The organism is Janibacter sp. CoH_79_TC_3, from assembly GCF_058197955.1.
Window position 1 is genome coordinate 40,166 of sequence record NZ_JBXWIV010000019.1, and the last position, 13,844, is coordinate 54,009.

The window sequence follows — 13,844 nt, forward strand, 5'->3', positions numbered from 1 at the left end:
ACTCGGTAATCATCCTAACCATAAGGCCTCTAATAAATAAAATAAATCGAATACTTACCGATTTTTACAACGACTTCTTCATTATAGAGCAATCTATATATGCACTAATAATCATGTATATTTTAGTACCAAGTGAACATAAGAAGATATTACGCTATTCAAATTTCCAGTATTTTGATTGTTGTTTAATAACAGCTTGAACAGCATCTTCTTCATGGGGAAATAAAGTCTCAACTGGACAACCGAAGCCCTCCATGAATGGATCTTCTACATCTGTTTTTATTCCGCTTATTGCTTCTACAATAGCCAATGAGCAGAAAGGAACGTATGCAGCGCTGTATCCTCCTTCATGACACAATACTAAACGGCCATCACAATGTTTTTCAGCAAGATTTTTCATAAAATTTGCAAAGCGTCCGAAACCGTCTGCTGTCACCATCATTCGTGCTAATGGATCGAAGAAGTTTGGATCTTGTCCTGCGGATACTATGATAAGCTCAGGTTTAAATTGATCAACAATTGGACCAACAACCTTCTCAAATGCATTCATATATCCAGCGTTGCCAGTACCAGCTGGCAATGGGATATTGACATTATAGCCTTCACCTTTGCCTTCACCAGTGTGCTCAACATAACCGCGCTCAGCAGGGAATAAGCGATCTTGATGTAAGGAGATGAATAATGTGCTGTCATCCTCGTAAAATGCCTGTTCTGTACCATTACCATGGTGGACATCCCAATCAAGTACAAGAATACGCTCTAAATTATACTTTCGTTTAGCATGCTTTGCTGCGATTGCTACATTATTGAATAAGCAAAATCCCATCCCTTCTTGTGCTTCAGCGTGATGACCTGGTGGTCTTGTTAATGCGTAAACGTTTTGCACATTCCCATCCATAACAGAATCCACAGCAGTCATTGCTCCACCTGCAGATAGGAGAGCAATTTCATAAGAGCCTCTACCTACAATAGCAATTTGTCCTGCATCACCACCGTTTGCGTCACTTAATTCTTTCACTTTATCAATATAGCTTGGCAGGTGAAATAACTCGATATCTTCTCTTGTAGCGCGTTCCGGAGCTATCGACTCCAACTGAGGAGTCAAACCACAGATATCCATCAAGTTTTTAAAACGTCTTTTCGTTTCAGGATCTTCTCCGTATACGTGACTTTGTACGTAACCACCTGACGCTAAATGCAATGCACCTGAGCCGTTATCGTGCCAGAAATAGCTTTCATCATAAATAAAACCTGTTTTCTTCATTTGACTTCCTTGTCTTAAGCTCTGTAGCATGAATGTTGAAACCTATCATTCCAAATTATTAGGCTACTGTATATTACCTAAAAGGATAATTTTAAAAGATAGGTTTTCAGCTCTTTTGCACTGGAAGCATCGATATTAACGAGCAAACTTGTAGCCTGATAACAAGATGTGAGGATGACTTATGAATATAAAGAAAGCAGATTATCGGAACATCATACATTTTATTAATAGCTCTCTCTCCGATCACAAGCAGATTCAACCGTTATTTTCTGAGCTCTTTCAATTCCATCATTCGTTACTTTGGTATGCAGACGAAAAGTGTAATATGCATAGCTTGAAATTCTATAATTTCAGCGAACAACTGATTCTTGATTATAAAGAGACTCACAGCATGAATGATGTGATGCATCCTAAAAAGCATTTGCCTAACTTAAAATGTAGCAAAGAGTCTGTATATCTAATAGGAGAGGTGGCAACACCAAAGCAGCTGATAAGCTCTTCTTATCATAAGTTTATCGAGCGTCATGAAATTATCGATCAGATGGTTATGTACCTTTCTACGGCAACTGCTATTTATGCAGGAATAGGATTTGTCAGATTTAAAGGAGAAAGAGTTTTTACGAGAAATGATAAAGCTGTTCTACAGACACTATCTACACATATGCAGCACTTAGTTATAAATTCGATGCGCATCAAAGACATTGCCACTGTTAATGTGCTAGTTAATTCGGACGCAGAACCGAAAACTATACTTTCGAACAGAGAGTTGGAAATTTATCGGTTGATTGTAAAAGGACACTCGAATATAGAAATTGCAAATCAGTTATTTATTACTATTAATACTGTAAAGAAACATTTGAGAAATATGTATGAGAAAAAACAAGTTAATAATCGTACAGGTTTAATTTATAAATTAAATAGTTCGGCGAGATAAGTAGTTACACACTTTTTGGAAAAGGCTCGCTTGGGTTGCTTTTATTATATTGGTAGCGCTTGGTATCAAGATGCTCTATGAGTCGCGCTCTGTTAACGATGATGAGACTCGGATCAATTTAAGTCATAAAACATTGCTGTCGTTGGCTATAGCAACGAGTCTCGATGCCATGGCAGCATGGTTTACTTTAAACCTGCTGGCTGTTAATGTTTATGTTGACTGTTTAATTATCGCACTCACAATGGCTGTTGTAAGTGTTTTAGGCGCTTATACAGGACGCCAGTCAGGAACATGGCTAGGCAGTTGGACGGAAGCTTTGGGCGGTTTAGTGTTGATAGCAATCGGCGTGAACATTGTGGTTTAAGGGCACTCTTATTTTCAATAATTTTTAGCTACTAGTTAAACAGTAAGAATAGAGTCATTTCACATTAAAAAGTACGCTGATTGTTTTAAGCGGCCTATTTGAGATCATTCTTCGTTTTGCAAAGCTAAATCGATTTTTAACACTTTTCAGATTCAATAAAATACAACTGCATAGAATAATTGGTTATGTGTCACCTTTTGAATTTGAAAGACAGTATTATGATAACCTTAGTCAGTTAGCCCAAGTGGCCTAACTGAAATAAATAGCCTCCGAAATAGTCGGGACGGTTTAGTATGTCTGACTATCGTTTGCAACTCTATATGAACCGTGCTAGCTTTGATGTTATTAATCATATATATCAGGAGCACATAATGAGTCAGCGTCAGAACTTCGTAAACAACAGATACGTTAAGTCACATAGCTCAGTGAACTTCGATTTAATTGACCCAACGACCGGAGAGAGCATTGGTAAGTCTCCGATTTCCAATAAACAAGACGTCGAGGAAGCATACGCTGCAGCTGAAGCTGCTACAGCCACATGGGGACGTACTACTCCTTCGGAACGGCAAGCAGCAATGCTAAAAATCGCTGATGCTCTAGAGGCACGTCGTGATGACCTAGTAGAGGCTCAAGTGCTCAATACTGGTCAGCCAAAGTATTTGGTTGCTTCGGAGGAAGTAGATACTGGTATTGACCAATTAAGATTCTTTGCGGGTGCAGCACGTATGCTCAATGGTGCTCCATCAGGTGAGTACTTAGAAGGCTTTAACTCAGCACTTCGTCGCGAACCAATCGGCGTTGTTGGGCAGATTACTCCATGGAACTATCCAATTATGATGGCAATATGGAAGATAGGGCCTGCGCTTGCGGCCGGAAACACGATTGTTCTAAAGCCGTCAGATACTACGCCTGATTCCACGCTATTGATGGCGGAGATTGCAGCAGAGTTCCTGCCCGAAGGTACGTTTAACGTAGTACTAGGTGATGGCGAGACCGGTGCTTTATTATCAAGCTCGAAGGTGCCTGGACTGGTAGCAATTACTGGTTCAGTCAAAGCAGGTATGGCAGTCGCTGCAGCTGCAGCGAAGAATCTGACTAGAGTGCATTTGGAGTTGGGCGGTAAGGCTCCGTGTGTGGTTTTTGATGACGCCGACCTTGACGCCGCCGCCACTAAACTCGCTGAGACTGGTTTCTTCAACGCTGGTCAAGACTGTACGTCGTCCACCCGAATCCTCGTTCAGGAATCAATCCATGATGACTTCCTCGCTAAGCTAGTCGAGGCCGCCGAAGCTACGGCTTACGGAACACCTGAGAAAGAAGATATTCTGTACGGGCCTCTCAATAATGCAAGCCAACTTGAGCGGATTGAGGGTTTATTAGAGCGTCTGCCTGACCATGCTAAGATAGTAACTGGAGGTAAGCGAGCCAAAGATATGTCAGGCTTCTTCTTTGAGCCTACTGTGGTCGATGGTTTGCGTCAGGACGACGAGGTCATTCAGGACGAAATTTTTGGGCCCGTTATCACAGTGCAGACGTTCTCGACGGAAGAAGAGGCGGTACGCATGTCCAATGACGTAGAGTATGGCTTAGCGTCTTCAGTATGGACGAAGGATCATGCTAGAGCGTTGCGAGTATCGCGAGACTTAGATTTTGGATGTGTCTGGATTAACTGCCATATACCCCTTGTCGCAGAGATGCCTCATGGTGGCTTTAAAAACTCTGGCTACGGCAAGGATTTGTCTAGGTATGGTGTAGAGGAGTATACCCGACTCAAGCACGTCATGAGTTCAATGGAATAACTGCAAATGTGATATAGAATATTATATAGAAGGAGAAAATCGACATGACGGACATGACTGATATTCGTGAACTCGTGGTTACTGCCGACCGAGAATTATTTACTGAACACGATGTGACCACTCTAGATCGCAACTTCTCGCCTGATTACGTTGAGCATTCACCGCTCGTTGCTAATGGATTACAAGGTTTGAGAGATCTTGTTGCTGGCGCTCCAAATATGCGCCATGACGTGGCGCGTGTATTAGTGGATGAGGCGAATGGGTTGGTCGCCTTACACGGCTCTTACCCAGGGCTAGATCCAGATGAGTTGTACGTCGGCTTCGATATTTACCGTGTTGCTGATGGCAAGATCGTTGAACATTGGGATGGACTGGTTACCGAGACAACTCCCAATGATTCTGGACACACACAATTAGACGGACCGACTGAGGTCGATAGATCAGCAAACACTGAGACTAATCGTACACTTGTTAAGGAAGTTTGGCACACTTTCCTCCACTCACAAGATTATCAATCTATGATCGGATTTGCTCGACCAGATGGCACATTCACGCAGCACTCCGGTGATATCGCTGATGGTGTTACGAACATGATTGAGTTTTTGGAGAATCTTAAACAGGACAACGGCGTACTGACTTATGACACGTTGCATCGTACTGTTGCCGACGGTAACTTTATATTGACACATTCTGAAGGCTCTATCGGCGGTGAGCGCCATTCATTCTGCGAGCTGTGGCGTGTTGAGAACGGCTATGTGGTTGAGTTGTGGGATGCGATTGCGCCTGTGCTTCCCGATAATGAACTTGCTCATAGCTACGGAGCATTTACCTCGACGGAGTTGTGAGATAGATTATTTGTTTGAAATGAGTAGAATAATAGAGGTGATTACTCTTGTGTAATCACCTCTTTTTTGTACGGCTTTTCCCCGTCTAGTTAGGCGGCATCCAAGGCGGTCTATCTAGCAACACAGCATGCGTCCAAAAAGTGGTCAGTGCCCATTCGTAACTGGACGTCTGCTCTTCATCGCTTTATGATTATGTTTGATGACCGCATCAGCAGGCATTTAATCTAAATGGCAGTCACACAGAGTTTAGGATGGTCTCAGTAAGTCACCCCATTTCTTGGTTATATTTTCAAGTTTGGGATGCGTAGATAATAAGTCTAATACAGGATAACGCAATAATGTAATTTTGCCAGAGCCAGGCTCTCCTAGTATCATTGTATTATCTGAGGTAGGTAAATGAGAATCTATGCTCAATCTAACCTCAGTTTCATAATTAATAACTTCAAAACTATTAGACCTCATGCAAAAGTCATAAACCAAGCTCGAAATTAACAATACTGGCGAATAGCTTCATCCTAAGATCATAGCGCTGTCGACGGTTACGATATTTATGAGCCACGATTTTGTACCGTTTGATTAAGCCTATTTTATACTCAACCATAATGCGAAACTTAGCCAGGTAGTGATTGGCTTGTTTGCAAAGGTCTAACAGCTGACCCCCACGAGGCTTTTTAAAGGGGGGTGAAGCTCTGTTCATGTAACTTTGAAATGCCCTGATAGCCACTATCTGCTAGTAATTTAGCATTGTCAGTAAGCCAATAAGGACAAGTGTCTTTATACAACTTAAAATCGTGAATAGAGCCTTTAGACGTTTGAACATCTAATATCAAACCGGTTTGCCAATGAACGATAACCTTCGCTTTTAAGGTGTGTTGTTTCTTCTTGCCGCTGTAGTAGTCTCTTTGGTTTTTTTTGGACGCTCAATGGGGGCTTCGGTTGCATCGACAATGACGACTGACCAATTGATGTCGTCATCGACTCTACTAGGGAGCTTTTTGGGCAATTCAAACTTACCTGAATCAACCAGTATGTCTTCTACTTTTCGAATAATACGGCTAGCAGAATACTCATGAATACCAAAGTCCATACTGATGTGGTACAGCGTTCGGTATTCACGCCAATAAGTAAGTGCCAGTAATATCTGTTCCTCAAGACTAAGCGCGCTTGGTCTACCTGATTTGGTCTTTTGTGCTTCATGGCCTCAAGCATTTCATAAAAGGTGGCTTTATGAATGCCCGTGTAGCGTTTAAAGCCTGCATTGCTTTGTTTGAGAAGCTTATCTGTGTTTGGCATGGTTCCTAGCCAGTTGTGAATGTATGAGTTATTGTAAAATTCTCTGATACTTTTGCAAGAGGTCTATTATATGAGTTAGCTTTCCATTTATGAAAAAAATGAGACCCATACTCTGTGTTACTCCGTTTCTCTCTCTCCATATATCTGAGAATTCCATAATTCAAATTTGTTATTCATATCAATCTCAATATAGGTGTTATCTGGTCTTCCCCAGTAAGTCCTATTTAGCACTTGCTCTCCAGACATACCTATTTTAGCACCTACATCCTTCTTGCTGATATCACCAACTCTATATACAACTTCATCTTTATCGTAACCATCATAGCTAGTGATAGATAACGCACAAAAAGTCGTAAGCAGTGAAACATCACCAAATAGAATTAAACTTCGTAGTTTAGTTTCGTCCTATAACAATTCAAACCCTAGCAAGAAGTATTTACTAGGGTTTGAATTGTTAATTGCTTAAGAATCTACCTAAATTAGTTGGTCTAAATCATTAACTAACGTAAATCATCCACGACCGACAGCATTGCAACTAACGAGGCTTCACCTAGCTTAATTGAACGCTCTGGTGACCAGCCTGTAGCTACATTAGGTACATTATCATTATCCTTAAAAGGCATCTCTAATGTATTAGCCAAACAATTAAAACGCTCAGCCACCCAGTTAGTAGCGAGGCTCATATTCGCTTTGCCCGGTGCATTAACTTCATAACCTTTTTCTGTTTGAAAATCGGCACTAGCTAACTTTAACACTTCTGAAAACCTCTTCCTCAAACGTGATAGGCGGTCGTTATAACTTGGCACACCTTGTGAGCCTGCAAGGAATACAAAGGGCAAGGCTTCGTCACCGTGTACATCATAAAATAGATCAACACCAGTCTGCTGCATTTTATTGATCACATAAAAGACCTCAGGGCTTTTGTCTAAACTTGGGTTTGACCATTCTCTATTAAGATTAGTACCGACTGCGTTGGTGCGCAGATGTCCGCGCACACTACCATCAGGGTTCATATTAGGCACAATATAGAAGTTAGCTTTGTCCAATAATAACCTAGCGCTAGCATTATCATTATCAAGTAAGCTATGAATCAGTCCATCGACTAACCATTCAGCCATGGTTTCGCCTGGATGCTGACGCGCTGTAATCCAAATACTCCGCTTATTACTATCACCATCGCCAATTTTTACCACTGTCAGATCACGCTTATCAAGCGTCTCCCCTAAATGCTCTAAAGTCACTAGCGGATGCAACTGCACTGATGCCAACAGGTCCAGATGACGCTCATAGCTGTAAGGGGCAAAATAGGCAATCTGCATCGTTTCGTATTCCATATCCGCTTCTATGGTCAAGGTGCCGTCTTTATATGAGGTGGGCAGACGAAACCAATAATCACGATCGAATGAGGCAACCGCTTGGTAGCTCTCCCAGCCTTCAAGGTATGAGGCTCCACCAGCATTAACGATGTTGAGCACATAATGCTCACCCACCTGACCTTGGATAAGAAAGTTAAACCACTGAAAGAACTCACCACCGACGTCTGGACGAATAGCTAACTGGATGTTATTTTTATCATCTGAATTAATAACTTCGATATTACCGCTATCGAAATGGGCACTGATATGCATAATATTTCCTTAATTGGGTTATGTAGAGTAATCAATCACACTCAAGTGAGATAAAGACACTGACTAACCCAAAATAAAAGATGAATCTAAGACAGCCTATTTTAAAGGCTAGTAGTCTAAAAAATTGACAACTACTCATCACCTTAATCAGTCAATTGTTAAAAGTTAAATAAATAGTTGCCCAGCTCTTTTGACTTCTTCAGTCTTGGTAGACTATGCCATCAATGCCCGTAATTCCAAAACCTGGTGCATCACTTAGCGTGATTTTATAATGGTCATATATAGCACCGCCATGAGCATGATCTTCACTGCATAATATAGGTCCATCAAGGTCAAACTTAGTGATTACACTCTTGGCAGCTGCTAGATGAACGGCTGCCGTTACGCTGACTTTTGACTCAAGCATAGAACCAATCATACATTCGACCCCGTAGACTTCTGCCATAGAGACGATCCTTAGCGCATTATGGATACCACCGGTTTTCATAAGCTTTATGTTAATGATATCTGCTGCACCCAGTTGCATAATCTTCAAAGCGTCATAAGGCCCAAACACACTCTCATCTGCCACCGTTGGAATATCTATATTATCGGTTACGTATTTGAATCCTGCCAAATCATGCGCCACAACAGGCTGTTCAACAAGCTCTATATTGAGTCCAGCATCCTCCATCTTCCTTAGGGCTCTAACTGCTTCTTTTGGACTCCAGCCTTGATTGGCATCAATCCTCAAGTCGATATCATAACCGACGGCATCACGTATAGATTGCATTCTTAACATATCTTTTTTACCGTCTTTACCTACTTTTATTTTCAGCGTTTTATAGCCTAATTTAACCGCTTTAACACTATCTTGTGCCATCTCATCAGGCTCATTGATACTGACCGTAATATCTGTGGTTAACTCTTTTCTATGGCCACCAAGTAGTTTGTACACGGGTGCATTATAGAGTTGACCAAATAGGTCGTAGATAGCGATATCAACTGCCGCTTTTGCACTGTAGTTTTTAATGACACAATTATCAAGCTTGGTCATAATAGTTTCTAGGTCTTCTATATCTAAACCTATAAGCGCCTTTTTTATATGGTCTTCAATAGCGCCAACGATGGCACCTGTAGTATCACCTGTGATAACGCCTGTTGGAGCGGCTTCACCATAGCCTATATTTCCTATATCCGTGTGTACTTCAACGATAACATCATTGACACTTTTAACGGTTCTAAGTGCGGTTTTGAATGGTGTAGTTAAGGGTACTGATATATACCCTATTTTTATATCTGTAATTTTCATTGCGTTTCCTTACAAGTGCTTGATAAATAAGTTCAACATATCTATTTAGCTATGCTGAATTCATATATTAGCTTTTATCTTAGTGTATTTTTTCACAGCATCTTTATAGGCAATAATGATGGCTTTTTGCGAGCTTCCAAAATATCTCGTCACTATGTCTTTTTCTATCTCAAAATCGTAGCCATCAAAGCTTTTCCCTATAAAAATGCTTTTGATAAAGCTTGAGGTAATATCAACGGTAGTAGAACAACCAAGATCAATGATTTTGTCATCAGTAATATCGATGACAAAACCAATAAAAAATATCTTATATCTCTCGGTAATAGCATTATCAAGATTTGTTTTGCCGTTTCCTACTACATATACTGTGTTTCTATCATACAAACTTATCATAACGATGCCTTTTGATTATATTATTGAGAGAATACTACCTACCAATAGTCCACCACCGGTACCTACAATATAACCAAGCATCGCCATCAGGACTCCAATAGGAATTAATGCCTCTCCATAAGCGGCTGCAAGTATGGGCGCAGAGGCAACCCCGCCTACGTTTGCCAGACTGGCGACGCCGCAACTGAACAGATCCAGTTTGAAGATTTTGGCGACAATTATCATCAATACCAAGTGTATGCCAAGTATCATGAAGCCCGATAAAATGTAAAGTGGCGCTTCTGTCAGTTCAGAGAATTTTGCTCCTGAAGCAATGAGACCAACTAGGGTGTAAAGCATGACGTTTGCAATCTGATTCGAACCTGGAAGTTTTCCGAACTTGGTCATACCCAATGCAATACCGATAGTTGAGGCAATGATGACCGCCCAAGTCGTACCACTCAAAAAGCTAGTGCTAGGGAGTAAGTCAGCAAGATACCATGCACCAGCAGCAATAATAAGACTTGTACCAGTAAGCATCATAAGATCAGAAAATTCGATCTCCTGTCTATGCTTTGCACTTTCTTTTTCTAGGTTTTTAGCAACCTGATCAAGCGTGCTGCTATCCGCTTTTGTGAACTTATCGAACACTTTTGAGTAAGGGACTAAGGCTAAAAGAACCATAACCCAGACAGCATAATCAATAGAGTCAATGAGCAGGGTATAACCCATATCGGCATCATTAATCTCAAGCGCTCCCTGAATTGCTACCATATTAGCAGTACCACCCATCCAGCTTCCTGAAAGGGCTGCAAATGCTTTCCAAGCCTCAGGCGGATACATGCTTTTGAATATGGCGTAAGTAACAATAAAACCAATACCGATAGTAATTGAAGCAGCAAAGAATGCTATAAGCATCTTTGGTCCAAGTTTGACGATTTGTCTTAAATCTGCTTTGAGTAGCATTAAAAAAATCATGGCAGGAAGAATGGCATGTTTTAGTGCATCGTAAGAATCTGCGATTTCTCCTGATCGCTCCCAAAGACCAATTGAAGACATAATCATGACGCCAAAGTAGATAACAACAATAGCGGGGATATACTCAAAAAATTTAAGTTTAGTGCTTTTCTCTGTAAAAATAACTAAACCTGCAAAAAACACGATAATTGCGACGTATGAAAAACCATTGGTAATCATATTACTTCCCTATAAATACAATTTATGTATGATGGTTTATCAAGTCTCTCTTATGACGTGTAATATATAATTAACTGAGTAAGGGAGTTGACTACTTGGTGATGTATTAAAAAGTATGCTGATCAATATTTAAATAACTTTAGATACCTTGAAAGTCTTTTAGAGTCTGATAACCAAGTATGGACTCCTTAGATTTTTCGCTAAAGCACCAGTTCATTAACTTGTACTAATGGAGTCGTCAGGGCTAGCGATAACTTATTCAAGATATCTCTTCTTATTTTGACTTTCATAGGTAGCATAATTTTTATGCACACCACAGATTATTTTAGTATGACAAGAACCATACTAAAATGTTCAGAAGGACAGTCTAGAGAAAAAAAAGATAAAAATCTATATCAAAAAAATTTAACTCTGATTTTAAATTAGTAGACATTTGATCCCTGCCGTCAAATCCGTACAGTTAAACTTGGGAGATTTTAGTTACGCAGCCTGACGGTAAAAGTCAAACCACACCTGCCTTGGCGATCGATAGCCTAAACCCTTTTGAATTCTAGTTTGATTATAGTACAGCTCTATATACTGTGTGATCTCATTGGTCGCTGTAAACCTTGTTTTATAATCCTGATGGTATACAACCTCATTCTTTAATATGCCCCAGAAACTCTCTATTGGCGCATTGTCAAAGCAATTACCTTTACCACTCATTGAGCCTTTAAAATGATGCTGCTTGATGATTTTGTGATAGGCATGACTACAATACTGGCTGCCTCTGTCAGAGTGCACAATCAATCCTTGGCTTGGACTTTCATTTTTGATTGCCATATTGAGTGCACGACAGACTAAATCGGCGGTCATGCGCTTACTTATGGCATATCCAACAAGCTCTTTGGTGTATAAATCTTTAACACCTGCTAAGTACAGCCAGCCCTCATTGGTCCAGATATAAGTAATATCACTGACCCACGATTCATTAGGGCGCTTAGCATTAAACTGCTGATTTAGTATGTTTGGATAGACAAGCTTATTGTGATTGGAGTCCGTGGTGACTTTAAAACGTTTGTGGCGACGGCATTTGATGCCGTGTTCTTCTTTAATGCTTCTGACCATATACAAGCTAATATCGTGCCCTTGCTCTATCAGCTTTGCATGCAGTCGATCAGCACCATAACGTGATTTTGTTTCACTATGTGCCGCTCTGACCAGTAGCTCAGACTGATTACGGTGTATCTGTTGCTCACTAATATCACGACTCAGCCAGTCATAGTAGCTAGAATGCTTAACCTTTAGTACACGACACATAGTAGTGATGCTAAAGAAAAAATCGTTGTTTTTGATAAAGGCGTACCTCACTAACTGTCACTGCGAGCATAGCCCTTCGACTTGCGTCACTAAAACAGTCTCCCAAACTGTTTTTTAACGTTCCTCATTCGCGAAGTACGCCGTGGCCTTTTTTAATATCTCTCGTTCCTCTTCGGCTACTTTAAGCTGTCGTTTGAGTTGCTTTATCTTCTGAATAGCTGCCATAAGCTCAGGGTCATATTGTTCTGTGCCGATAAGCTTGCCTTGATTGGCTTTATTATGCCAATTAGATAAGGTCTGCATGGCGATGCCAAGCTGCTTTGCGGTCGCTGAGATATTGCCATTATTGTCTGCTATCTTATTGACGGCTTCAGCTTTAAATTCTGTGCTATAGGTTCTGATTTTCTTGACCATGATAAACTTCGATTAATACGATTAGTTTACCAAGTTTAACTGTACGGTTTCTTCAGCATAGCTCACTCACAAGAGAGCTTGCATATGTACTTTGGTTACACGCTAACTTAGTTTTATATTAATTTCACAACATAAACTTATCGTATTCTCATATTTTAGATATAATATAAAGGCCCTAGACAAAGAGGGTCCTGTGAAAATATAAATACGAAGAGGTTGGCATGAAAATATCACTAATGAAGCACTTGAAAACTGTAAATCCAAGCCACCTAAAACTAGGGTGTGCCGATGGTAACCACCATTTGGTTGTAGTAACAGTCGAAAGTTCTGACGCCTTTTTCCAAGTATTCTATAAGAACCAAGACACCCCTTATAAAGTTAAGCAGACATCAGGTGGTAAGCGTGATCTTACGGAACAAGAATTTGAGGCAAGCAATCAATTTTGTCATGATCTGCTATTAGACGATATTCAAGAAACATTATCCAAAGTTGAAATATATAATGAGCTGGCGCGTCTAATCGATGCTCACACTGGTCATGTTAGCTATAAACATAATCTACTAATTGCTGTAAAAGTGCATAAGAGCGATAGCTATAATGAAATGCACTACCATCTATCAAATATGATTAAAGCTACGGACGCGGTTATTGATAAAATTATTGTAGCCGCAAACCACATGATCAATGGTGAAAGACTTATACGTTATAACTAGAAATTATCAAATAATTGATAGCCCTTTTTAATTATCTAAAAAGGGCTTTTTTTTGCCGTTTTTTATAGACCACTTTTCACTCTAATATTGCTACTTTTATAATTTATAAAACTTAAAATAAATATTAAAAATTATTTATAGTTACGTTTTGATATATATTAATAAACTTACTGGCTTGGCTAATTAGTCGGGCAACATATATTTTATTTGACATCCTCCCCTCCATAAAAGTGAAGGGGATTCCTACTAAAGACGACCAAGCCCGCCCGCGAGTATATTTTTTGCTCCATTAACGTCCCGTTGCAGCCCAAATCAATACCAACCTTACCAGTACCGCATTTAGTCGTTGGAAAATCTTTAACCGTAATACAGGCATACCAGTTGCCGCGAGAATCTTGCACCAGCTCGCAGGTATTGATGCTATAGAGCGC

Annotated in this window: 10 protein-coding genes and 4 pseudogenes; 5 read left to right on the forward strand and 9 right to left on the reverse strand. The window is 40.3% G+C overall.

Annotated features, from left to right (window positions below; translation table 11 throughout):
• Positions 1-154 precede the first annotated feature (154 nt).
• Positions 155-1,264: a class II histone deacetylase gene (locus tag AC2FA3_RS12750; protein WP_490509891.1), complete on the reverse strand. Its 1,110-nt coding sequence runs from the start codon at positions 1,262-1,264 to the stop codon at positions 155-157.
• A 181-nt stretch (positions 1,265-1,445) separates the two neighbouring features.
• On the opposite strand from AC2FA3_RS12750, the gene AC2FA3_RS12755 reads away from it, so the two are divergent.
• From AC2FA3_RS12755 to AC2FA3_RS12770, 4 genes and pseudogenes are all read left to right on the forward strand, one after another.
• The gene (locus AC2FA3_RS12755; RefSeq protein WP_490509892.1) at positions 1,446-2,198 is read left to right on the forward strand and encodes a helix-turn-helix transcriptional regulator; all 753 of its coding nucleotides are present in this window, start codon (positions 1,446-1,448) and stop codon (positions 2,196-2,198) included.
• Between the two features lie 40 nt (positions 2,199-2,238).
• Positions 2,239-2,562: pseudogene (locus AC2FA3_RS12760) on the forward strand (manganese efflux pump); the annotation flags it as partial.
• A 320-nt stretch (positions 2,563-2,882) separates the two neighbouring features.
• Entirely contained in the window at positions 2,883-4,361 is a 1,479-nt protein-coding gene (locus AC2FA3_RS12765) for a gamma-aminobutyraldehyde dehydrogenase (RefSeq protein WP_490509893.1), read from the forward strand.
• Between the two features lie 44 nt (positions 4,362-4,405).
• On the forward strand, positions 4,406-5,206 hold the full coding sequence (locus tag AC2FA3_RS12770) for a nuclear transport factor 2 family protein (protein ID WP_490509895.1): 801 nt from the start codon (positions 4,406-4,408) through the stop codon (positions 5,204-5,206).
• A 671-nt stretch (positions 5,207-5,877) separates the two neighbouring features.
• Here AC2FA3_RS12770 and AC2FA3_RS12775 read toward each other — a convergent pair.
• The 7 genes and pseudogenes from AC2FA3_RS12775 to AC2FA3_RS12805 all read right to left on the reverse strand — a co-directional run.
• Positions 5,878-6,060 (reverse strand): annotated as a pseudogene (locus AC2FA3_RS12775) (transposase); the annotation flags it as partial.
• An 8-nt stretch (positions 6,061-6,068) separates the two neighbouring features.
• Positions 6,069-6,356 (reverse strand): annotated as a pseudogene (locus AC2FA3_RS12780) (helix-turn-helix domain-containing protein); the annotation flags it as partial.
• A gap of 643 nt (positions 6,357-6,999) precedes the next feature.
• A complete protein-coding gene (locus AC2FA3_RS12785; protein WP_490509896.1) occupies positions 7,000-8,127 on the reverse strand; it encodes a M14 family metallopeptidase in 1,128 nt (375 codons plus the stop codon).
• 199 nt (positions 8,128-8,326) lie between these two features.
• The gene (locus AC2FA3_RS12790) at positions 8,327-9,418 is read right to left on the reverse strand and encodes a dipeptide epimerase (protein WP_490509897.1); all 1,092 of its coding nucleotides are present in this window, start codon (positions 9,416-9,418) and stop codon (positions 8,327-8,329) included.
• Positions 9,419-9,478: 60 nt separating this feature from the next.
• A complete protein-coding gene (locus AC2FA3_RS12795; protein WP_490509898.1) occupies positions 9,479-9,811 on the reverse strand; it encodes a DUF3870 domain-containing protein in 333 nt (110 codons plus the stop codon).
• Between the two features lie 15 nt (positions 9,812-9,826).
• Complete coding sequence (locus AC2FA3_RS12800; RefSeq protein WP_490509899.1) at positions 9,827-10,987, reverse strand: DUF819 family protein; 1,161 nt, start codon at positions 10,985-10,987, stop codon at positions 9,827-9,829.
• 480 nt (positions 10,988-11,467) lie between these two features.
• Positions 11,468-12,700: pseudogene (locus AC2FA3_RS12805) on the reverse strand (IS3 family transposase).
• A gap of 221 nt (positions 12,701-12,921) precedes the next feature.
• Between AC2FA3_RS12805 and AC2FA3_RS12810 the strand changes: the two are divergent.
• A complete protein-coding gene (locus AC2FA3_RS12810) occupies positions 12,922-13,413 on the forward strand; it encodes a hypothetical protein (protein ID WP_490509900.1) in 492 nt (163 codons plus the stop codon).
• Positions 13,414-13,616: 203 nt separating this feature from the next.
• Here the strand turns inward: AC2FA3_RS12810 and AC2FA3_RS12815 are convergent.
• Positions 13,617-13,844, reverse strand: a 228-nt coding sequence (locus tag AC2FA3_RS12815) for a hypothetical protein (RefSeq protein ID WP_490509901.1), incomplete at its 5' end; no start/stop codon positions are given.

Bases quoted from the DNA above. Each gene is read 5' to 3' on its own strand.
- AC2FA3_RS12750 (WP_490509891.1), bottom strand. From the start codon at position 1,264: ATGAAGAAAACAGGTTTTATTTATGATGAAAGCTATTTCTGGCACGAT.
- AC2FA3_RS12755 (WP_490509892.1), top strand. From the start codon at position 1,446: ATGAATATAAAGAAAGCAGATTATCGGAACATCATACATTTTATTAAT.
- AC2FA3_RS12765 (WP_490509893.1), top strand. From the start codon at position 2,883: ATGAACCGTGCTAGCTTTGATGTTATTAATCATATATATCAGGAGCAC.
- AC2FA3_RS12770 (WP_490509895.1), top strand. From the start codon at position 4,406: ATGACGGACATGACTGATATTCGTGAACTCGTGGTTACTGCCGACCGA.
- AC2FA3_RS12785 (WP_490509896.1), bottom strand. From the start codon at position 8,127: ATGCATATCAGTGCCCATTTCGATAGCGGTAATATCGAAGTTATTAAT.
- AC2FA3_RS12790 (WP_490509897.1), bottom strand. From the start codon at position 9,418: ATGAAAATTACAGATATAAAAATAGGGTATATATCAGTACCCTTAACT.
- AC2FA3_RS12795 (WP_490509898.1), bottom strand. From the start codon at position 9,811: ATGATAAGTTTGTATGATAGAAACACAGTATATGTAGTAGGAAACGGC.
- AC2FA3_RS12800 (WP_490509899.1), bottom strand. From the start codon at position 10,987: ATGATTACCAATGGTTTTTCATACGTCGCAATTATCGTGTTTTTTGCA.
- AC2FA3_RS12810 (WP_490509900.1), top strand. From the start codon at position 12,922: ATGAAAATATCACTAATGAAGCACTTGAAAACTGTAAATCCAAGCCAC.